We start from the raw sequence: 20,754 nt of genomic DNA on the forward strand, positions 1-20,754 counted from the left end.
CAAACGAATAGTTTTGAGATAAATAAAGCAAAAATCTCATGAATGGACGTCTCGAATAATTTCAATAATTTCTGTGGTAGAGATAGACGGCGTTCTTGGTAGATAGATAACGTCACAAATGTCTTTGAACTCATCAAATTTACCTTCCCAATCATTACCCATAACCAATGCATCAGCGTTGTGCTGAGTAATGTACTCACGCTTTTTCTCAAGCGACTCTTCCATGAACACCTCATCAACGAAGCGCAACGAAGACAGTAACTCTTCTCTGCTGCTGTAAGGGTAAATAGGATTACGCCCTTTTTTACTGAAGTTGAGTTCATCAGAAGACAGACCAACGGTTAAGTGGTCGCCGTAGGCTTTGGCACGCTTAAGAATGCGGATATGCCCGACATGGAGCACATCAAATGTGCCGAAAGTGATTATTCTTCGCAAGGTAACACCTGATTATTTGTCGTGAGATAGTGAGCAATTCGTGAACTGCACTTTCCGTCCATTTCTCCTACCATAAAACGGGTAATTGAGAGGCGTTCAGAACTTTTTGCATGGGGAGCATTAACGCTTTCCCGTAGCAGTTTATTTGCGTTAACCGGGTTTGAAGCGTGGTGCGCAATATCATGAAAAATAGCTATATCGGAATCGAGACGCTTATTCATTCTAAACTTGAACAGGCCTGTGTAATTCCATTTCTTCTTAGTAAAATCGCACCATACAACGGGTTTATTAATGGCTGCGAACTCGAATATAGCAGAAGACGCATCAGACAGCATTACATCAGCAATTTTCATAAACGACACTAAGCAAAATTCGCTTTTTTGTGTGAGATATACGTTGTCATATGAAGACCACCTTTTTAGTTTTGATTTTTGGGCTGCGTATTTCTCTTTGGTCATGCTGAAAAAGTGGGGTTTAAGAATAATATTAAAATCTGATAGTGCGCTTGGCCAGTTATCGTCGAAGCGCTCTATGCTGCTTGGGAAAAAGGTGGGGGCATAAAGCACTGTCGGCTTTGCGGGATCCAGCCCCAGATCCTCTAATGACACTACGGCTGGACTGCCGTCATAAAGGGGGTCTAATTTAGCGTAGCTTATGTTGACGAAAGTGCGTTGCGGAAAAAGTTTAGTTAGCCTTGCTAATCTGCTCTCGCCCTCAACAAAACGAACATCGAAAGGGTATTCTGACACCTTGTAATAGCATGATTTAGGTCCGATTCCGTGCTGCATTAAGGCTAACTTTGCGTGTAGCAACGCTTTATCTTTACTAGGAAACGGTGGCACGTTTCCAAATATAATCCAATCTACTTCTTGCTGCTTATAAAATTCAAAGGCGTAGGATTTGCCAGAAATAAAACAGTAATCAAACTGTTCCTCGTCAAGCTTTTGCGCTTTTATCTCGTCGTATCCGGCTTCTTTGTGTAATATGAACCTTACTTCGACGTCTTGGCTTTTAAGCACCTTGGCAACAGGAAGGTACTGGGGTAAGTAATAGAGATGTTGCACATCAAAAAGGACAATTGATGCCATATTGCGACTCCCAAAATGCATGCAACGCATGTGACGTTACAAACTGACGCTTATTATTAGTATCGATCAACGCAAGCTAGTATATCGCGCTGAAATAAAAATGTAACAAAGTTTGCTCGCACGGGCGATGGCTAAGTGCAAAAAGTTGTTATTTTGGGCTGAAAAGGCGTTTTGGCTAAAAAGTGAGCGCAAAAAAAGATAAAAAGTAACCTTTTTGTAGTTTCTTATTGAAATGATCCTGCCTTTGCTGTATAAAATGCGCCCTCTAATTTATAGTAATACGTCATTTGACCCAGCGACTGTTTGAGCGATTGGGATTGACTGACGCGACAGTTATCGTTGTTCTGGAGACAAATACAATGTCAAGAGTATGCCAAGTAACAGGTAAGCGTCCAACGGTTGGTAATAACCGTTCACACGCACGAAATGCGACTCGTCGTCGCTTTTTACCAAACCTTCAAACACACCGTTTTTGGGTTGAGAGCGAAAGCCGTTTTGTAAAACTACGTTTGTCTGCTAAAGGCATGCGTATCATCGATAAGAAAGGTATTGATTCAGTACTAACTGACATCCGTGCCCGTGGTGAGAAAATCTAAGGAAGCCGACAATGCGTGATAAAATTAAACTAGTTTCTTCAGCAGGTACAGGTTTCTTCTACACTACTGATAAGAACAAGCGTAACATGCCTGGCAAAATGGAGATCAAAAAGTTTGATCCTGTTGTGCGTAAGCACGTTATGTTCAAAGAGGCAAAAATCAAGTAATTAGAAAGAGCACTTGCTTTTGTCTCCACGAAAACCCGGCCCTTGCCGGGTTTTTTGCGTTTTGCCGATAGGTTTTTGGTAGTCGCAACGGTTGGGCGATCATGACGGCAACAGCGATCCTAAACTAGGCGTAGAATCTCGTCGTACTAGACATTACTATAGCCTGTGAACAACGACCCACATTCCCAAAGGATACACGCTGGTGGCACGAATTTCTCAAAGAGCAATGAACAACGTGGTTATTGTTGCCATGCTGCTTATGATTGCGCTTTTCAATATAGATAGCTTTTTGCCAAAACAAGATATTGCACAATATCAAAGTTTGCTTCCTCAAGACGTGTACGTGTTAAAAATAGAACACGATGAAAATAGTCTAGAACGCAGTGGACAGGTCTGGCGTCAGCGTACTACTGATGCGGCATTATCTGTGCCCCCAGATCGCCAGTTTTCAGCATGGCAGAAAGCCATACTAGAGCCGATATCGGGCGTTCCACAAACCGTGTCATCTATGCAGCCATTGGTCGTAGTTGTATGGGTGGCAGGCCAAGCCAACGGTTTAGTGTATGGGTTTTATCCCAGTACCAGTCCAACCGTTGTAAAGTACGATGGCAACTGGTATACCCTGACCAACGCCGAGCTTGATAGTTTACTCCCTTGGAAACATTAAATGCCTGAATTACCAGAAGTTGAAGTTAGCCGTTTAGGTGTCTCTCCTTATTTAATTGGAAACCGCATTAATCGCATGGTAATTCGCGAGCGAAGAATGCGCTGGCCTATTCCAGAAGAAGTGTCATTGGTAGAAGGTCATGTGGTGACAGCAGTTAAGCGTCGGGCGAAATATCTATTAATCGAAACAGACGTCGGGACCTTGATTTTGCACCTTGGCATGTCAGGTAAATTACGGGTTATCGATGCTCAAACCTCGGTCATCAAACACGATCACGTAGATATTGTGCTAGATACTGGAAAATGCCTTCGGTTTAACGACCCTAGACGCTTTGGTGCATTACTATGGCAAGCACCCGGCGCATCGCTAAGTATGCTAGGCAATTTAGGCCCAGAGCCACTTACAGACGACTTTGATGATAAGCGTTTGTTTACGTTGTCGCGCAACAGAAAAGGGCCAGTGAAGAACTTCATTATGGACAATGCCATTGTTGTTGGCGTTGGCAACATATACGCCAACGAAGCGCTATTTTTAGCTGGTATTGACCCACGCCGCCCGGCAGGAAAGATAAGCGCAGAGCGATACAAACGCCTAACACAAACCATAAAGCAAGTATTGGCAAAAGCCATTGAGCAAGGCGGAACAACGCTTAAAGACTTCGCACAAACTGACGGCAAACCGGGTTATTTTGCACAACATTTAAATGTATACGGTCGTAAAGGTGAAGCGTGTGAAGTGTGCGGTAAAGCCATCGAGAGCAAAGTGATAGGGCAGCGAAATACGTTTTTCTGTACTCACTGCCAGCGCTAATACTATCCGCTTTTATGTAAGCGCTCCTTAAGCGCTTGTTCAACTACAGGGTGGCAAAAACCACTTACCGCGCCGCGGTGTAAGGCAACCTCTTTCACCAATGTAGAAGAGATAAATGAATTCTCTTCTGCCGGAGTTAGAAATACGCTTTCTAGTTTTGGGTTGAGTCGGCGATTCATGTTGGCGAGCTGAAACTCATACTCAAAATCTGATACAGCTCGCAAACCGCGAATTAAAATAGTGGCTTTTTGCTGGTCAGCAAAATCAGCTAACAAGCCAGTAAAGCCAACCACTTCCACGTTGGGCAAATTGGCCGTCACTTTCTTAATCATTTCTACACGTTCTTCTAACGTGAAAAGGGGCTTCTTGCTTGGGTTTGACGCTATAGCAACAATAACATGTGAAAACAGTTGAGACGCACGCTCAATTAAATCAGCATGTCCGTTGGTAATGGGGTCGAATGTACCTGGGTAAAGTGCTCTTGTATGCATAAGATTGCGTCTTTTCTTTGTAAGATAGGGTCAATGTCAACGGGTCTTAAATGTAACACATTGACAGAATATACCAATTACACCGTGGCGTTACTTACCGCGTTGTAACCGTCAATACAGCTCTGCCATTGCTCTACTTGCCAATGAAAAACCGGGTTCTTGTTTTTTTCTTTGTGCAATGAGCGTAAAAGCCGATCTAAGTTTTGTTTTTTCCACGCGTTGCCAGTGCGTATTTTGCAGCGGTCGAAGTCAATAAGCCAAATATGTCTTTCGTTATCCATCATGATATTACGTACGTTGGCGTCGTGATGATAAACCTGGCAGTTATGCATGGCGGCAAGGGCTTTTCCTACATTTTGCCAGTCTTGTGTACTAAGCGGGTTTTCACACAAGGCTTTGTGTAAATCGACACTATTTGGAATGGTTTGGGTAATGAGATCACCGCGATAAATTAAACCAATACGATGAATTCGTGCCGCAACAGGCACGGGCACACGGAGGCCTTTTTTACGCATGTGCTCAAGCAAACGAAACTCTTCAAATGGTCTAGAGCGCTCAACACCACCAAACAAATATTGGTCGCTAAGCACTTTACCCACTAAGCCGCCGCGCATGTAATGACGTAGCACCCAATGCTGATGATCATGCTCAATGAAAATGGTAGTACCACGCCCCTTCGCTTTACCTGTTACCTTATTCTCTAGGTGCCAGAAATGCGGCGTAAACGTATCTTCGTTGGGGTCACGGATGAGGGTGTCGTCGAAAATAAAATGGTGCCCAGCACCGAGGTCTCGTCGTATTGTCGCCATGTTGCCCACAACTTATGGTAAATTTCACATTCTAATGATTTATTTTGGTTTTTCAGCAACGAGAGAGCTTCTGTGGGAAAAAAGATTTGTTTAATGCGTTTGTCGGCCATTGGAGATGTTTGTCATGCGGCCGCTATGGTAAATCGAATTCAAACCCAGTGGCCTGATGCACAAATTACCTGGGTAATAGGCAAAGTAGAGTATCAACTGCTAAAGCTTATGCCCAATATACGGTTTATTATCTTCGACAAGTCTCAGGGAAAAGCGGCAGTAGAGCAGCTTAAGCAAGCGGTCGCTAATGAAACGTTTGACGCTTTACTTATGATGCAGGTGGCACTTCGCGCCAACATGGCATCTAGAGTGATAAAAGCAAAGCAGCGAATAGGTTTTGACTGGTCTCGTAGCAAAGAGCTTCACTACTTATTTGCTAACAAGCGAGTAGCTGCCACCAAACATGCACATGTGTTAGATGGCTTTATGGATTTTGCAGACGCCTTGGGTGTGCCCGCTGTTTCTGAGCCTTCATGGTCTATTCCGGTGTCAGACGAAGACCGTAAATGGGGCGAAGACCAAGCAAGCAGCTTGGGCAAATATGTCGTTATTTCGCCAGCGGCCAGTAAAGAAGAACGTAATTGGTTGCCACAACGATACGCAAGTATCGCAGATCATATCCAGTCCCTAGGATTGACTGTGATATTGTGCGGCGGCCCCGGAGCCTTAGACAGAAAAACGGCTGATGCTATCAAAACGAACGTTACAACAGAGGTGCTTGATTTCACCGGGCAAACTACGCTGCATCAATTACTTATGTTATTGAAACATGCGCATCTTGTAATAGCACCTGATACAGGCCCCGCCCACATGGCAACCACAGTGGGAACACCTGTTATTGGACTGTATGCGCACTCAAACCCCCGACGGACCGGACCTTACAACAGCTTGGCACATGTTGTGTCTGTTTATGACGAGTGTGTCGAGGCGCAAAAAGGAAAACCATGGACCGCGTTACCCTGGGGAACGCGCGCAAAAGGTAGTCAGCTAATGGAAAAAATTTCGGTTGATATGGTGAAGCAGAAGCTAGCGCCATTTGTAGCTTAATTTACTTAATTGTAAGGTAAAAGTATCAACTACTATCTACACTTAGCCTTGCCAAGTGTTCCTTTGAAATAACAGGGAGTCGTTTCCAAATGAAAAAGCCCGCTTTGCGATGGCTATCGGCTGTGTTTGACGTGAAAAGTTTATCACGCACACTACTTTGTAGTGTTGTGGTGCTTTTATGCATGTCAAAAGTCGACGCCGCAGAGCTTGACGTTATGGTGAACGAAAGCGTCACTGTGTCAGAGCTGAATCGCTCTGAACTGCGCCAAATCTTCACTGGGCATCAGCAGTATTGGACAGACGGCACAAAAATTACCGTGTTTGTACTTAACGACGATAATGAACTGCATAAACAGTTCTGTCGCGATGTCTTGCAAATGTTTCCTTATCAATTATCCCGCCTTTGGGATCAGATCACGTACTCAGGTCAAGGTGTAACGCCGGTGCGTGTTTCCTCATACCAAGCTCTTATCGAAGCCCTTGAAAGTACCAAAGGCGCTATCGGCTATTTGGAGAAATCAGATATAGTGAAGTTACGACGCGTAGAGGTGAGTGAATCATGAAAATGAAATGGTTATTCGCGTTGTGTTTTGCCAGCGTTGCGGCAAAAGCAGACCACACCAGCTTTTCTTGGCACGGTTACGTCTCTCAGGGTGTAACCCAGTCCAAAGACAGCAGCTTTATTACAGACAACAATGAGATTACTGGTGAATTAACCGAAGTAGGTTTAAACGGTTACTATCAGTTGTCAGAAAATCTCTCCATCGCTGGCCAAATAAACTACCTCGACGGCGGTAATCGTTTTGAGCAAGGCACGCGGCTTGATTACCTTTTTGTCGATTGGAAAATTCCAAAGCTCATCAGCGGGTGGCAAGCCCATATTCATGCTGGGCGTTTCAAGAACCGCCATTGGCTTTACTCTGTTACGCGAGATGTTCCTCAAACGCGCTACACTTCAGTGCTACCTCAATCGGTTTATTTTGACGGGTTTCGCGATGTAGCACTTGGCAGTAATGGTGTGTTGGCCAGTTTTTCTCGCTACGGCCAGCACAATATTTGGGAAGTCAATTGGAGCTACGGCCGCTCAGCTATCAACGATTCTCAGCGTGATTTCCTTTTAGGTGATGACGCGAAAGGCAACATTAAACAAGATTTTGTACATCAGGCTAGCGTGTTTTGGCAGCCGTCAAATCTAGCTTGGAAGGTGGGCGTTAGCTTACTCGAGTCAGATTTTAGCTATACACCTGCTGATATTGATAATCGCTTGGTAGGTGTGGCTACCATTCGCAGAATGATGTTATCGGCGCAGTATTTTGCTGAAAGCTGGGAAATTTCGTCGGAGCTGATCCGCGAAATACAAGATAGCGAAGGGTTGTTTGCCCAAGATTTTGAAGACAGACGACGTGGCGAAGGCGGTTTTGTCCAGGTTCGCTACTTATTCAATAATCAGTTAAGTGGCCTAATTGGCTACGATACCTACGTAAACGATGTGTCTGATCGCAACGGTGAGCGACTAGAGGCTAGCACAGGTGGTGTAGTGCCTGCTTACTTTGGCTATCAAGACACAATAACCGTAGGTTTCCGCTACGATATTGCACCTAAATGGCGCCTGCAGGGCGAGTATCATTGGGTAGATGGCGCTAACCGCGTAGTAAGCCTATTAAGCCGAGATGTGGCTTCTCATGCTGAAAAAGAATGGGAAATGTGGTCATTGCAACTGATGCATTGGTTCTAGGGTAGAACGATGACGGTAAAAGTCTCATTTACCACAAAAACTATCGTTATTTTGCTGGCGATGATGCTAACGGTTGCCGTGGTAATTTCTGCCGTGCTCATCAAAGAGTCTGAGGCAAGAGTGTTGCTTCAGCAGCGTGAAAATCAGGTGAGCCACCAACGGCGCGTGCAGTTGTTTGAAGAAATTCTTCACAACCGAATGATCACCTTAATTGACATTGTTAGCCGCCGAAGCGGCGCGCAAACGGTTGACCTTGAAGAGCTTCAATCATCGCTAAATAACCTAACAGAGTATCTGATCCTTAATTTTCAGGTTGAACAGTTGCTATTGTTTGACCAAAACGGCGTGGTCAATCAACCAGGTCTTGCCGTTGAAGACGAAGTCACGCAGTTGGTGAGTGCCACCCGAAACTCTTTTGAAAGTCGCTCAATACTGTCATGCACGAAAGTGTGTACCCATTACATTTCTATTCCTTTGATGGCCAACACTGAAGTTATCCCTGTTATTGTGGTGTCTACTTCAATGCGTGAGCTGTTGTACCTGTTTAGCCGAGCGACAGACGTTCAAAAAGTCGCGATTGTGCAAGAAAGCAATAATGCACCGGGCGGCACTGAGCTTGTGGTCTCTAGCCAGCTTTCAGTGGCAAATAAACAATATGTACAGGACGTATTTGCCGCTTTACCGAAAGGTTGGACAGTAGATGAGCTTGTGATTAGAGGCAAAAACGTTGCGCTCAATAATCAACAGCTACTGGTTAGCCTATTACCTTTTAGTCACGCAAATGGTGATCACCCATACTTATTTATTGTGCAAGATGTAAGTGCGTCTATGGCGCAATACAAGCAGTATCAATATATCGTTATCTCCAGTGCTATTGGTTTATTTGTCGTATTCTCGATGCTGCTGTACTTATTCCTCAATCAATACCGCACGCGCCTTTTAGGCGTAAGCGAACGCTTGCCCATGCTTGCCGAACACAAGTTTAACGAGTTCTACACGTCTGCTGCGAAACGCCGCAAAAAAACCATCTTTAACCTAACTGATGAGTTGGATGTGGTAGAAGATGCAGCCAACAACTTAGCCAGGCAGCTGGAGAGTTTTGATGGGCAAATGGCAGTAAACACCGCCAAGCTAGAAAAAATGGCCATGTTTGACGTACTCACTGGACTGCCAAATCGCAACATGCTTACGTTTCAAATAGAAAAGCAGCTTGCAGGTTCACTGCGTGATGAACGGCTTGTTGCGCTAATGTTTATGGATCTTGATGATTTCAAGAAAGTAAACGACAGCCATGGGCACGATGTGGGTGACAAGTTGCTTAAAGCCGCCGCCATGCGGATTTCCGGCCCGATAAGGGAATCTGATATTGCATCGCGTTTTGGTGGTGATGAATTTGTTGTATTACTGTCGAATATCGACGGTAAGGCGCAGGTAGACATTGTTGCGCAAAAGCTTATCGATGAATTCAACAAGCCCATTGTGGTAGATGGCACCGCGTTTTATGTCTCTATTAGTATTGGTATTGCCATTACTAGCCATGCGCGAGCTACGCCGGTAGAGTTGCTGCGACATGCCGATATTGCCATGTACGAAGCGAAGGCCAAAAAAGGGGCAGGTTATCGGGTGTACGATGCCACCATGAACCTTAAAGTGATGCAAAAGGTAGAGCTTGAGTCTGAAGCAAGGGAAGCGCTGCGCGATAACCAATTTTCACTTGCCCTGCAGCCGCAAGTCGAAATGCATACCGGTAAGCTAGTCGGTTTTGAAGCATTGCTGCGTTGGAAACATCCCACTAAAGGTGATATTTCTCCGGCTGACTTTATCCCCTTGCTAGAAAATACGTCATTTATGTTAGAGCTCGACTACTGGGTAGTGGCCCGCTCTACCTACCTAATTCGAGAGCTTAAAAATAGTGGCTACGACGACGTTAAAATGGCTATAAACCTGTCTGCAGGTCAATTCCTCGACCCCAGTCTGCCAGAGTTTTTACAACAGCAAATTCTAAAGCATGACATTTCTCCTGAACAAGTGTGCCTAGAGCTTACCGAGACCGTATTAGTTTCTGATATCGACCGGGCTACCGGCATTATGCGCACTATTCGCGACATGGGTTGTATGATTGCCATAGATGACTTTGGTACAGGCTATTCGTCGCTAAGTTACTTAAAGGCGCTGCCCGCTGACTTTATAAAAATCGATCGCTCGTTTGTGGCTAACATTGCCAACAGTGCAGACGATAGAAACATCGTGCACTCTACTATTTCCATGGTGAACAACATGGGTATGCAGGTGGTTGCAGAAGGGATTGAAACTAGCGAACAGTTCGAGATTTTATGTCATTTCAATTGCCATATTGGTCAAGGTTTCTTAATTAGCCGACCTATTCCTGAAGACAAAATTTGGGCAGTGTTAGAAAGTAAAGTGTCGCTGGGAATGTGGAAAGAGTCAGCATAGCGCGAGCTTTAAAGGGAAAGTGCGTCAACCCTAGTGAGCGCGGTGTGCCAAAAAATTTACAAAGCCTGTCGTTAAAGGCGTTAAATACAGCGCAATAGTGTGTACCCAACAGGTCTCTTTCATTACACTAGCGGTTTTACATACACCTACACTCGGAGAATGGCATGTCTGCGGCATTTATTTCTCATTTGCAATCGCAAATCGAAGCCACCAAACAAGATGGTTTGTACAAAAAAGAGCGCGTAATTACGTCTCAGCAGCAAGCTGATATTGGCGTAGCTAACGGCGAGCACGTAATAAACTTTTGTGCGAATAACTATCTTGGATTAGCAAATAACGACAGCTTAATTGATGCGGCCAAACAGGGACTGGACAGTCATGGCTTTGGCGTAGCGTCGGTGCGTTTTATTTGCGGTACGCAAGACATTCACAAACAGCTGGAAAGTTCTATTAGCGACTTTCTTGGTACCGAAGACACCATTCTTTACCCATCGTGCTTCGACGCAAACGGCGGTTTGTTTGAAACGCTACTAGGCCCCGAAGATGCCATTATTTCTGACGCATTAAACCATGCCAGTATTATTGATGGTGTGCGCTTGTGTAAGGCAAAGCGCTACCGTTATGCCAACAACGATATGGCGGCGTTAGAAGAGCAGCTTCAGCAAGCTAATGCTGACGGCGCACGCTTTAAGATTATTGCAACAGACGGCGTATTCTCAATGGACGGCGTTATTGCCGACCTTGCTTCTATTTGCGACCTAGCCGACAAGTACGACGCTATGGTGATGGTTGATGACTGTCATGCAACGGGCTTTTTGGGCGAAAACGGCCGAGGTAGTCACGAGTATTGTGGCGTGATGGGCCGTGTTGACATTATTACCGGTACATTGGGCAAAGCCTTAGGTGGTGCGTCTGGTGGTTACACGTCTGGCAAAAAAGAAGTGGTTGAATGGCTTCGTCAGCGTTCGCGCCCTTATTTGTTCTCAAACTCGGTTGCGCCACCTATTGTGTCTGCCTCTATCAAAGTGTTTGAAATGATGAAAGAAGGCGATGCGCTTCGCGAGCAGCTTTGGCGCAACGCTAACCATTTCCGCACCCGTATGGAAGAAGCAGGCTTCACGTTAGCGGGTAAAGATCACGCTATCATCCCTGTTATGTTGGGCGATGCACGTCTAGCGAGCGAAATGGCCGACAAACTACTTGAAAAAGGCATTTATGTAATTGGTTTCTCATACCCTGTAGTACCAAAAGGGCAAGCGCGCATTCGTACGCAAATGTCAGCAGGGCACTCGCTAGAGCACGTCGACAAAGCCATTGACGCGTTTATCGAAGTGGGTCGTGAAATGGGAGTAATTTCATGAAGTCGCTGGTAAAAGCCAAAGCAGAAAAAGGCATTTGGCTTCAAGATACGCCAAAGCCTGAAGTAGGGCACAATGACCTGCTTATCAAAATTCGCAAAACTGCTATTTGCGGTACCGATATGCATATCTACAACTGGGACGAGTGGTCACAAAATACCATTCCTGTTCCTATGGTAGTTGGCCACGAGTATGTGGGCGAAGTAGTTGGAATGGGCGAAGAAGTGCGTGGCTTTAGCGTTGGCGACCGCGTATCGGGTGAAGGGCATATTACCTGCGGACATTGTCGTAACTGCCGTGCTGGACGTCGTCATCTTTGCCGTAATACAGAGGGCGTGGGCGTAAATCGCCCTGGTGCGTTTGCTGAATACTTAGTTATTCCAGCTTTTAACGCGTTTAAAATTCCAGACAACATTAGCGATGACTTGGCGTCTATTTTTGACCCGTTTGGCAACGCGGTACATACCGCATTGAGCTTTGATTTAGTTGGCGAAGACGTGCTTATTACTGGCGCTGGCCCCATTGGTATTATGGCAGCTGCTGTTGCTAAACACGTGGGCGCACGCCACGTTGTTGTAACCGACATTAATCCTTATCGTCTTGAACTTGCCAAGAAAATGGGTGCAACGCGCGCCGTAGATGTAAGTAAAGAAGACCTTAAAGACGTAATGAATGATCTTGGTATGACCGAGGGTTTTGACGTAGGTTTAGAAATGTCTGGTATGCCAGTGGCACTGCGCGACATGCTAAATAAGATGAATCACGGTGGTAAAGTTGCCATGTTGGGCATTCCTCCACAAGACGTGGCAATTGACTGGAATCAGGTCATCTTTAAGGGCTTGGTGATAAAAGGCATCTACGGTCGCGAAATGTTTGAAACCTGGTACAAAATGGCAAGTCTACTTCAAAGCGGTTTAGACCTGTCGCCCATTATTACGCACACCTTTTCTATTGATGACTTTCAGAAAGGGTTTGATACCATGGGCTCAGGACAATCTGGTAAAGTTATTTTGGACTGGCAGTAATGACAACATTTTCACACATAAGCGTACAAGACGTGGCAGACTTTCAAGGTGACGTCGCCATTGTTGATATACGCGACCCGCAGTCTTTTGCTAATGGGCATATGCCAAACGCGGCACCATTGAACAACGATAATTTCGCTACGTTCATTGAACAAACCCCAAAAACGACACCTGTTGTAGTGGTTTGCTATCACGGCGTGAGCAGTCAGCAAGCCGCTCAAGTTATCGCACAACAAGGCTTTGAGACGGTTTACAGTATGGATGGTGGCTTTGAAGCTTGGCGATTGGCCAACCCCGTAGTCAGTGAATAAGAACAAATAAAGGTGCACTAAGCACCTTTATTTTTTTGTTTTGGGCACAATCCTTAAGGTATATTCAGTGCAATCGACCACCGTTTAGGGGCTTCACGTATACATGGGTCAACCGTTAATCGCTTTTAGTCAGCAAAGTGCTGCACATCTCCTTGCTAATTACCTATCAAGCCAGCAGATCCCCGCTAGTGTGGTTCAGCATAGCGCAGCAACCGACAACAACCAGTTTGTGGTTGTGATTGCCAACGCTGAGCAAACTGAACGGGCCCAAGTTATTGCTGAAGGTTTTTTGAAAAACCCGACAGACCCAAAATATCAGCAGGCAGCGTGGGACAACGGTAAAAATGTTAAGTTAGCGCGCACATCTAGCGGCTTTTCATTGGCGACTATTTTAAATGACGCCAAATATGCACCATTTACTTCGACTATATTTGTGCTGTGTGCAGTCGTGTACATACTGTCGCTACTGGGGTTATTTGCGCCTATTGCCGAATATCTATTAATGCAGCCTTTTTCTGTACTTGCTGAAAACCAACAATGGTGGCGTTTGCTGGGCCCCGCGTTTATTCATTTTTCGATACTACACATTGTGTTTAACTTGCTGTGGTGGGCCATGTTGGGCGCAAAAATAGAACGCACGTTTGGCCTAAGTATGTTGCTTATTGTTTTTGTGGTGTCTGCCGTGGTGTCTAACGGAGCACAAGCGCTATTTAGTGACCCCATGAGCAACAACATGTTCTTGTTTGGCGGCTTGTCTGGTGTGGTGTACGCCGTGCTTGGCTTTGTTTGGTGGTTAGGCTGGTTGCGCCCAAGTTGGGGGCTGTCACTGCCTAATTCGATCGTCGGCTTTATGTTAGTGTGGCTAGTGCTGGGTTATGCCGATATTCTGTGGGTAAACATGGCTAATGCCGCGCATACTGCGGGGTTGATATCAGGGTGCTTATTGGCGGCACTACTAAGTTTAGGGTCAAAAAAAGCGAGCTAATGCTCGCTTTTTACAAAACAAATAACACGCCTAAACGCACTTCATTAATTCAAGTGCACAGGTTTTAAGTGCCTTAGCGTTAAGCGCCCTGGTAGAGGTACTTAGTAAAAATCACGTTTTTAATTACTTCGCCGCCAGTCTCTTGCTTCATATGATCTTGCAGCGCTTTGAGTATTGCGCGGCGAATATCTTCGCGACCGGTTAACGACTTTACTTTTTCCGATGGCTGCTGACCAAAAATCTCAATAGCCGTTGCTCGCAAAAGCGGCAAGTGGTGCTCGGCAATTTCGAGTTGACCAACATCGTGGATCATAAGCTCAACGGACACGCGAACGTAACCCAACTTTGCTGAGTTGTCGCTAATGTAGTTAGTCACAATTTCGGGCTCAAGGCCCAAATAAGCATAGCTTGATTTTTCCTGTGCTAATGCAGATGCACTGGTACCAAAAACAAAACAGCTTAATAAAAAACAACGTGCTAATAAAGACTTAAACATGGTGAAGACCAAAAGACCCAAGAAAAAGGTTAAATCACAGGTAGTGTAGCAAAACTCTAATTAAACACACTACTGCAAAAGTCGTAGCAAAGTAAAAAAAAGATAAACTTTTCCGCTTTCTACACAACCCAACGGTTCGCTGTCATTCTCGCTGACACAGTTTATATACGTGGTATGATACTAACAGATTAATAATACGAGCTTTTCACGTGAGTTTTAACGCCTCATTTCCAGTGGGCTTAGCAGTAAACTGGCAGCGCCCAGAAGACATCAGCGTATATGATGCCTACTTAAAAAATTGGTTGCTTGATACTGGTTCGCTTACCGAGCGCGTGCAGTCGCTGTGCCATCGCTTTTCGCTTCAAGTTCTGGGACAGGCAGTAGGCAAACCCCACGACAACGAGCTTTCCTTGCTGACAGGCAATGGCGACGTGCCATATCATGTGCGTGAAATTTTGTTGTGCGGTAATGATGAACCTTGGGTGTTTGCGCGTTCTATTATTCCTCAAACAATTATTGATGCCGAGCTGTCAAATTTAGGCAACGAACCCTTAGGAAAACGACTGTTTAACGATTCGCGCTTCCGCCGTTCTAATTTTGACGTTTGTACGCTGCACGCATCGCAGTTAGGCTATCAACAAGCGCAAACACTGTGGGGAAGACGATCTGTTTTTACGCTAGAAGGGCAAAGCATGATAGTTGCTGAAGTTTTCTTGCCCCAGTCGCCCGCCTACACACATGTTTTTACCAACGAGTCATTAGTATGAGCAAAGCTACCCTTGGCGCCTACGCACGCTTAATGCGACTAGACAAACCCGTCGGCATTTATTTACTGTTGTGGCCTACGTTGTGGGCACTACTAATGGCGGCGCAAGGGCTACCCTCGTTAGACATCTTAGCTATTTTTGTTGCTTAGGTGTTGTTGTAATGCGCTCGGCGGGCTGTGTAATAAACGACTATGCTGACAGAAAAGTCGACGGCAGCGTTAAGCGCACCGCGGCGCGTCCACTAGCCACTGGTGAGGTGTCGCCAAAGCAAGCGCTGACACTATTTTCTGGCCTTGTCGCAATAGCATTTGTACTGGTGCTATTTCTTAACTGGCAAACCATTGCGCTATCAGTGGTGGCATTGCTATTGGCTTCATCTTATCCATTTATGAAGCGCTATACCCACTTACCTCAGGTAGTGTTAGGTGCTGCGTTTGGTTGGGCCATACCAATGGCATTTATGGCTGTACTAGAAACTGTGCCTCCCTACGCATGGTGGTTATTTGTCGCAAACCTTTTATGGACAGTGGCCTATGACACTATGTACGCCATGGTAGACCGCGATGACGACCTTCAAATTGGTGTAAAATCTACCGCTATATTGTTTGGCAAATATGACGTGCGCATTGTTATGTCTCTGCAAGCTACGGCCTTAGCTATTTTATGGGGCATAGGATGTACCATAGATGCGACATGGCCCTATTATGTAGCCATCTTATTTTCCGCGTTGCTATGCGTACGCCAGTATCAACTGATAAAGCGCAGACAACGAGAAGGCTGTTTCAGCGCCTTTCTTGAAAACCACTACATTGGCCTTGCGATCACTTTGGGTACCGCGCTTCACTTCTATTTGGGGTAGCTGTGGTCAGCCAAGTCTAAACCCGTTGAACTTATGCTAACCCTTAAAAAACTGTACCTATGTCCTGTTGGTGCTCAAAGAAAGCTGCCTTAGCATAGTCACAGGCTTGTAAACTAATTCAAGTCCTTTGACTGTATATCTCATCTTTCAAATTCTAAAAGTAACTGCGAGTGGATGGTGTGCCACTTAGTGTTATACTTGTGTCTGGAAAAGGATTTCATGCGCATATTCAAATCAAAATGGTTCATGAAGTGGGCAAACAAACAAGGAATAGATGATCGCTCTCTCAAAATGGCGGTCGAAGAGATTAACGCGGGCTTAGTAGATGCAGACCTTGGCGGCAATGTGGTTAAAAAACGCGTTGCCCAGAATCAGGGGAAACGCAGTGGTTTTAGAACCATCCTCGCGTTCAAAGCTGGCGAAAATGTATTCTTTATATATGGTTTTACCAAAAATGTTCGCGCAAATGTAGATGCCAGAGAACTTAAAGCGCTGAAGCAGCTAGCTAAAATGTTGCTGAGTTACAACGATGTGCAGCTAAGGAGAGCAATTGAGGCTGGCGGTATTGAAGAGGTGATGTGATATGAAAGACAGTATTTTAGACGTGGTGCACAATACCGCCAGAGACTTGACTGATGCTGGCGTCATGGACATCCAAACTATGCACGAGTTTGACGCACTATGTTTGCCCAAAGTAGAGCAGTATAACGGCAATAGCATAAAAGCAATTCGTGAGAAAGAGCGTGTTAGCCAAGCCGTTTTTGCGGCCTATTTGAATACGACCCCTTCTACGGTGAAGCAGTGGGAGCAAGGCGCAAAAAGACCAAGGGGGACTTCTCTCAAACTGCTTAACTTAGTCGCCCAAAAAGGATTAGCCATCCTTTTATGATAGAAGGCCTATAGCAAACTTACTTCTCAACAGTTTCAATAAACACCAAGTAATACGCTACTAAGTATTTGAACTACCAAAAATATGCAGTTTGTGACAGGTAACAAAAAATAGCGCTAGTAAACAAGCGGTCTTCAGGTGAGTTGAAACCTTGTCGGCCAAAATGCCGTATATAGTTAAACTTTCTCTAATCTGTTACAGATTGTGGCGGCCAGCCCAAGGAAATTGTCTGTAAACTAAAGCCTTAAAAGAAGGTGTAGTTTGAAAAAAGTTTTCTCAAGCCTCTTTGCAACACTTGTAGCAGTATTCGCATTCAGTGCGACGGCAAAAACCATTTTTGTTATTGAAAGCTATCACGAAGACTATCCTTGGGTGAAAGAATACCGCAAAGGCTTAGAGCACACCTTAGGTAGCGAGCATGAATTGGTATACTTTGAAATGGATACCAAAAGGCTAGCCGACAGCGATTTTACTCAACGAGCTGCTGAAGCGTGGGCTGAACTAGTTAGCGTGTCGCCAGACTTCGTTATTGTTGCAGATGACAATGCGCTTGAGTTGTTAGCGCCAAAGCTAAATACCTTAGATCAAGGCTATGTATTTTTGGGTATCAATGGCAACCCAAGGCATTACGGTGTAAATCTTTCGAGAAACTCTGGTGGCGTGCTTGAGCGGCCTGAAATAAGGGCATCCATTGCCCAGCTACAAGAGGTATCGCCATTCAATAAAGTGCTAATTATTAGTGAAAAAAGCACAACCTCAGACACTATCCTCAAATACATGTTAGGCGGTGAAATAAGGTCTTCAATTGCCAACGTTCAAGTAGATTTTCTAGAAGTAAAGCATTTCGAAGATTGGAAAAACCTAGTTATGTCGGCAGATGACAGCGGGTACGACGCCATATTTGTAGGTTTATATCATGCGCTTAAAGACAGTTCGGAACAACCTGTAAATGGTAATGACGTTATTCAATGGACGTCTCAAAACGCAACAACCCCACTTTTTGCTTTGTATGACTATGCTATTGGGCCAGACAAAGCATTGGGAGGCTTAGTATTATCAGGTTACGACCAAGGCGTAAAAGCTGGGCAACTTACCACAAACTACTTTGAAGGCGTGAAAAACGCGCCGCTACCTGTAAGTACTAAAAACGTGGCCTTTATCTTCAGTAAAACACAAATGGAAAAGTGGCAGCTAAATATACCAGAGCATCTGCGCACGAAAGTGCAGTGGGTTGACTAACTAATTATTAAAAAAGCGCCTCAAAAGGCGCTTTTCTTTATAACGTTTTTACTTTTCAGCAAGTTTTGCTTCAAGTTCTGCCATTCTGGCTTCCATGGCATCTAGCTTTTCGCGGGTGCGAATAAGTACTTGGCTTTGAATATCAAACTCTTCGCGAGTAACTAGGTCTAGCTTTGACAGCTGAGACTGCAATACTGTCTTTACTCTGCCTTCGGCTTCTTCAGCCATGTTTTTAACGCCAGGTGGAATGGCATCAGCAATTTGTTTCGCTAAATCTTCGAGTTTCTTCGGATCCAACATGGAATTCCCTTATAATGCGCAGCTCAAATTATGAAAGCTATTCTATCGGTATCGGCACGACATGCAATGAAAAGTGTGCCATCGCCATTTTGTACGTTGTTGTAGGACTAGAATGAAACTAAATGAAGCCCAAGAATCTGCAGTAACCTTTGTATCAGGCCCGTGCCTGGTACTGGCAGGTGCAGGTAGTGGTAAAACCCGCGTTATTACCAACAAAATTGCCCATTTAGTACGAAACTGCGACATGCCAGCACGTTACATTGCTGCGGTAACCTTTACCAATAAAGCCGCGCGTGAAATGAAAGAACGTGTTGCGCAAACGTTAGGCAAACCCGAAGCCCGTGGCCTTAAAGTATCTACCTTTCACACCCTGGGGTTAAACATCATTAAAGCCCACGTTAAAGACTTGGGTTTAAAGCCAGGCTTCTCGTTATTTGACGATAAAGATTCAACAGCATTACTAAACGACCTGACAACCGACACCATAGACGGCGATAAAGACCAGCTGCAGCTACTACAAAGCTGTATTTCAAACTGGAAGAACGACCTTATTTTGCCTGACGCATTGCTTAAGTCGGCAAGCAGCACCTATGAGCGCGAGTTTGCTGAGGCCTACAAGCGTTATCAAGACAACTTAAAAGCATACAACGCGCTAGATTTTGATGACCTTATTTTATTGCCCACGTTACTGCTTAAGCACAACGAAGACGTGCGAGCAAAATGGCAAAACAAAATACGTTATCTGCTGGTGGACGAATACCAAGACACCAATACCAGCCAGTACGAGCTAGTAAAGCTGTTGGTAGGCGAGCGCGCGCGTTTTACTGTAGTAGGTGACGATGACCAGTCTATTTACTCATGGCGTGGCGCAAAACCGCAAAACCTGCATTTGCTGCAACAAGACTTTCCTCGCTTGAACGTTATAAAGCTTCAGCAAAACTATCGCTCTTCAGGGCGCATCCTGCATTGCGCCAACATTCTTATTCAGAACAACCCGCACTTGTTCGACAAAACCCTGTTTTCTGAACTGCAGTACGGCGAGCCACTTAAAGTTATTGAAGCAAAAAATGAAGAGCACGAAGGCGAACGTGTAGTTGCCGAATTGCTGGCGCACAAATTTATGAACCGCACGCAGTTTAAAGACTACGCCATTTTGTACCGCGGTAATCACCAAAGCCGTATTTTTGAAAAGCTGTTAATGAGTAACCGCATCCCATACAAAATAAGTGGCGGTATGTCGTTCTTCGGCCGGGCAGAAGTTAAAGACATCATGGCGTACTTGCGCTTGTTGGTGAACCAAGACGACGATAATGCATTGCTTCGCATTATTAACACGCCAGGGCGCGGAATAGGGCGAGCTACGCTAGAAAAACTGGGTAATTTCGCCAATAGCTTGGGCGTGTCGATGTTTGAAGCGGCGACACATCCTAATTTAAATAGCGTATTGCCAGACAAAGCTTTTCATTCGGTGTCAGGTTTTGCGCGATGGGTTGTTGAGCTTTCAGACAACGCACAGCGCGGTAATACGGTAGATGCGGTACGCAGCATGATCCGCACCATGGGCTACGAAGAATGGCTGTACGAAACCAGCGCCAGCCCTAAAGCAGCTGAAATGGCCATGGCCAATGTTAGTACCCTGTTTGGTTGGGTAAACGACATGCTAGAGGGTAACGACCTTGACCAACCAATGACCCTTATTGAAGTGGTAAACCGTCTTATTTTACGCGACATGATGGAACGCGGTGAAGACGATGGGGAAGGGGACCAAGTACAGCTAATGACCCTTCACGCGTCTAAAGGCTTGGAGTTTCCCATTGTATTTTTGGTGGGTATGGAAGAAGGCTTACTGCCACACCAAAGCAGCATAGACGAAGACAACGTAGAAGAAGAGCGTCGTTTGGCCTATGTGGGCATTACGCGCGCCCAGCGAGAACTTATCTTTAGCCTTGCCAAAGAGCGTCGCCAGTTTGGCGAGGTCATTCAGCCAGAACCTAGCCGTTTCTTGTTTGAACTGCCGCCTGATGACGTACAGTGGGAAAACCAAAAGCCAAAGGCCACCAAAGAAGAGCGCCAGCAAAAAGCACAGGTCGGCATTGCAAACTTGCGCGATATTTTGGGTAAGAAGTAAGTGATTTTGGAATGGAGTGAATGCTTACTTACTTTGTGCCGCTTTAT

General features: G+C 45.3%; 23 protein-coding genes and 1 pseudogene. 18 read left to right on the forward strand and 6 right to left on the reverse strand.

Annotated features, from left to right (window positions below; genetic code table 11):
- Positions 1-36 precede the first annotated feature (36 nt).
- Together V6N89_RS00295 and V6N89_RS00300 are read right to left on the reverse strand one after the other, a co-directional pair.
- Positions 37-435 carry an adenylyltransferase/cytidyltransferase family protein gene (locus tag V6N89_RS00295; RefSeq protein ID WP_338519629.1) on the reverse strand — a complete coding sequence of 133 codons (399 nt, stop codon included), beginning with the start codon at positions 433-435 and terminating at the stop codon, positions 37-39.
- Positions 423-1,523: a CDP-glycerol glycerophosphotransferase family protein gene (locus V6N89_RS00300; protein WP_346993253.1), complete on the reverse strand. Its 1,101-nt coding sequence runs from the start codon at positions 1,521-1,523 to the stop codon at positions 423-425. Before V6N89_RS00300 ends, V6N89_RS00295 begins: the two co-directional genes overlap by 13 nt.
- Before the next feature lie 359 nt (positions 1,524-1,882).
- Here V6N89_RS00300 and rpmB point away from each other — a divergent pair, with 359 nt between their 5' ends.
- From rpmB to mutM, 4 genes are all read left to right on the forward strand, one after another.
- Positions 1,883-2,119 (forward strand): 50S ribosomal protein L28, encoded by a 237-nt coding sequence (gene rpmB / locus V6N89_RS00305; protein ID WP_012516576.1) that lies wholly within the window; start codon positions 1,883-1,885, stop codon positions 2,117-2,119.
- A gap of 11 nt (positions 2,120-2,130) precedes the next feature.
- Positions 2,131-2,286, forward strand: a complete 156-nt coding sequence (gene rpmG / locus V6N89_RS00310; RefSeq protein WP_013786148.1) for a 50S ribosomal protein L33 — start codon at positions 2,131-2,133, stop codon at positions 2,284-2,286.
- A 202-nt stretch (positions 2,287-2,488) separates the two neighbouring features.
- Entirely contained in the window at positions 2,489-2,953 is a 465-nt protein-coding gene (locus tag V6N89_RS00315) for a hypothetical protein (protein WP_338519637.1), read from the forward strand.
- On the forward strand, positions 2,954-3,763 hold the full coding sequence (mutM, locus tag V6N89_RS00320) for a bifunctional DNA-formamidopyrimidine glycosylase/DNA-(apurinic or apyrimidinic site) lyase (protein ID WP_338519639.1): 810 nt from the start codon (positions 2,954-2,956) through the stop codon (positions 3,761-3,763). It begins immediately after the preceding gene.
- A 2-nt stretch (positions 3,764-3,765) separates the two neighbouring features.
- Here the strand turns inward: mutM and coaD are convergent, their stop codons facing one another.
- On the reverse strand, positions 3,766-4,254 hold the full coding sequence (coaD, locus tag V6N89_RS00325) for a pantetheine-phosphate adenylyltransferase (protein ID WP_346993254.1): 489 nt from the start codon (positions 4,252-4,254) through the stop codon (positions 3,766-3,768).
- Positions 4,255-4,331: 77 nt separating this feature from the next.
- Positions 4,332-5,063, reverse strand: coding sequence for a 3-deoxy-D-manno-octulosonic acid kinase (locus V6N89_RS00330; protein WP_338519641.1), 732 nt, complete (start codon positions 5,061-5,063; stop codon positions 4,332-4,334).
- Positions 5,064-5,135: 72 nt separating this feature from the next.
- On the opposite strand from V6N89_RS00330, the gene V6N89_RS00335 reads away from it, so the two are divergent.
- The 8 genes from V6N89_RS00335 (at position 5,136) to glpG (ending at position 14,029) form a co-directional block, all read left to right on the forward strand.
- A complete protein-coding gene (locus tag V6N89_RS00335) occupies positions 5,136-6,161 on the forward strand; it encodes a glycosyltransferase family 9 protein (RefSeq protein ID WP_338519642.1) in 1,026 nt (341 codons plus the stop codon).
- A 182-nt stretch (positions 6,162-6,343) separates the two neighbouring features.
- Complete coding sequence (locus V6N89_RS00340; protein WP_338519644.1) at positions 6,344-6,724, forward strand: hypothetical protein; 381 nt, start codon at positions 6,344-6,346, stop codon at positions 6,722-6,724.
- Positions 6,721-7,896: a hypothetical protein gene (locus V6N89_RS00345; RefSeq protein WP_431189753.1), complete on the forward strand. Its 1,176-nt coding sequence runs from the start codon at positions 6,721-6,723 to the stop codon at positions 7,894-7,896. Before V6N89_RS00340 ends, V6N89_RS00345 begins: the two co-directional genes overlap by 4 nt.
- Before the next feature lie 9 nt (positions 7,897-7,905).
- Positions 7,906-10,350: a bifunctional diguanylate cyclase/phosphodiesterase gene (locus V6N89_RS00350; RefSeq protein ID WP_346993255.1), complete on the forward strand. Its 2,445-nt coding sequence runs from the start codon at positions 7,906-7,908 to the stop codon at positions 10,348-10,350.
- Positions 10,351-10,514: 164 nt separating this feature from the next.
- Positions 10,515-11,711 carry a glycine C-acetyltransferase gene (locus V6N89_RS00355; protein ID WP_338519654.1) on the forward strand — a complete coding sequence of 399 codons (1,197 nt, stop codon included), beginning with the start codon at positions 10,515-10,517 and terminating at the stop codon, positions 11,709-11,711.
- On the forward strand, positions 11,708-12,733 hold the full coding sequence (gene tdh / locus V6N89_RS00360) for an L-threonine 3-dehydrogenase (RefSeq protein WP_346993256.1): 1,026 nt from the start codon (positions 11,708-11,710) through the stop codon (positions 12,731-12,733). Before V6N89_RS00355 ends, tdh begins: the two co-directional genes overlap by 4 nt.
- Positions 12,733-13,044 carry a thiosulfate sulfurtransferase GlpE gene (gene glpE, locus V6N89_RS00365; RefSeq protein ID WP_338519657.1) on the forward strand — a complete coding sequence of 104 codons (312 nt, stop codon included), beginning with the start codon at positions 12,733-12,735 and terminating at the stop codon, positions 13,042-13,044. Before tdh ends, glpE begins: the two co-directional genes overlap by 1 nt.
- A 103-nt stretch (positions 13,045-13,147) precedes the next feature.
- A complete protein-coding gene (glpG, locus tag V6N89_RS00370; RefSeq protein WP_338519658.1) occupies positions 13,148-14,029 on the forward strand; it encodes a rhomboid family intramembrane serine protease GlpG in 882 nt (293 codons plus the stop codon).
- A gap of 79 nt (positions 14,030-14,108) precedes the next feature.
- Here glpG and V6N89_RS00375 read toward each other — a convergent pair whose 3' ends face one another.
- Positions 14,109-14,525 carry a flagellar basal body-associated protein FliL gene (locus V6N89_RS00375; RefSeq protein ID WP_346993257.1) on the reverse strand — a complete coding sequence of 139 codons (417 nt, stop codon included), beginning with the start codon at positions 14,523-14,525 and terminating at the stop codon, positions 14,109-14,111.
- A 209-nt stretch (positions 14,526-14,734) separates the two neighbouring features.
- Here V6N89_RS00375 and V6N89_RS00380 point away from each other — a divergent pair, with 209 nt between their 5' ends.
- The 5 genes and pseudogenes from V6N89_RS00380 to V6N89_RS00400 all read left to right on the forward strand — a co-directional run bounded on the left by V6N89_RS00380 (position 14,735) and on the right by V6N89_RS00400 (position 18,279).
- A complete protein-coding gene (locus tag V6N89_RS00380) occupies positions 14,735-15,292 on the forward strand; it encodes a chorismate--pyruvate lyase family protein (protein WP_338519659.1) in 558 nt (185 codons plus the stop codon).
- A gap of 32 nt (positions 15,293-15,324) precedes the next feature.
- Positions 15,325-16,151, forward strand: a pseudogene (gene ubiA, locus V6N89_RS00385) (4-hydroxybenzoate octaprenyltransferase).
- Between the two features lie 219 nt (positions 16,152-16,370).
- Entirely contained in the window at positions 16,371-16,733 is a 363-nt protein-coding gene (locus tag V6N89_RS00390) for a type II toxin-antitoxin system RelE/ParE family toxin (RefSeq protein WP_338519660.1), read from the forward strand.
- A gap of 1 nt (position 16,734) precedes the next feature.
- Positions 16,735-17,040: a helix-turn-helix domain-containing protein gene (locus tag V6N89_RS00395; protein WP_338519661.1), complete on the forward strand. Its 306-nt coding sequence runs from the start codon at positions 16,735-16,737 to the stop codon at positions 17,038-17,040.
- 261 nt (positions 17,041-17,301) lie between these two features.
- Positions 17,302-18,279, forward strand: coding sequence for an ABC transporter substrate-binding protein (locus tag V6N89_RS00400; protein WP_338519662.1), 978 nt, complete (start codon positions 17,302-17,304; stop codon positions 18,277-18,279).
- A gap of 48 nt (positions 18,280-18,327) precedes the next feature.
- Here V6N89_RS00400 and ubiK read toward each other — a convergent pair whose 3' ends face one another.
- On the reverse strand, positions 18,328-18,579 hold the full coding sequence (gene ubiK, locus V6N89_RS00405; protein ID WP_202263084.1) for a ubiquinone biosynthesis accessory factor UbiK: 252 nt from the start codon (positions 18,577-18,579) through the stop codon (positions 18,328-18,330).
- Between the two features lie 112 nt (positions 18,580-18,691).
- Here ubiK and rep point away from each other — a divergent pair, with 112 nt between their 5' ends.
- Positions 18,692-20,707 carry a DNA helicase Rep gene (gene rep / locus V6N89_RS00410; RefSeq protein ID WP_346993258.1) on the forward strand — a complete coding sequence of 672 codons (2,016 nt, stop codon included), beginning with the start codon at positions 18,692-18,694 and terminating at the stop codon, positions 20,705-20,707.
- Positions 20,708-20,754 lie beyond the last annotated feature (47 nt).

This window comes from Alteromonas gracilis, assembly GCF_036870955.2.
Lineage (GTDB): Bacteria > Pseudomonadota > Gammaproteobacteria > Enterobacterales > Alteromonadaceae > Alteromonas > Alteromonas gracilis_A.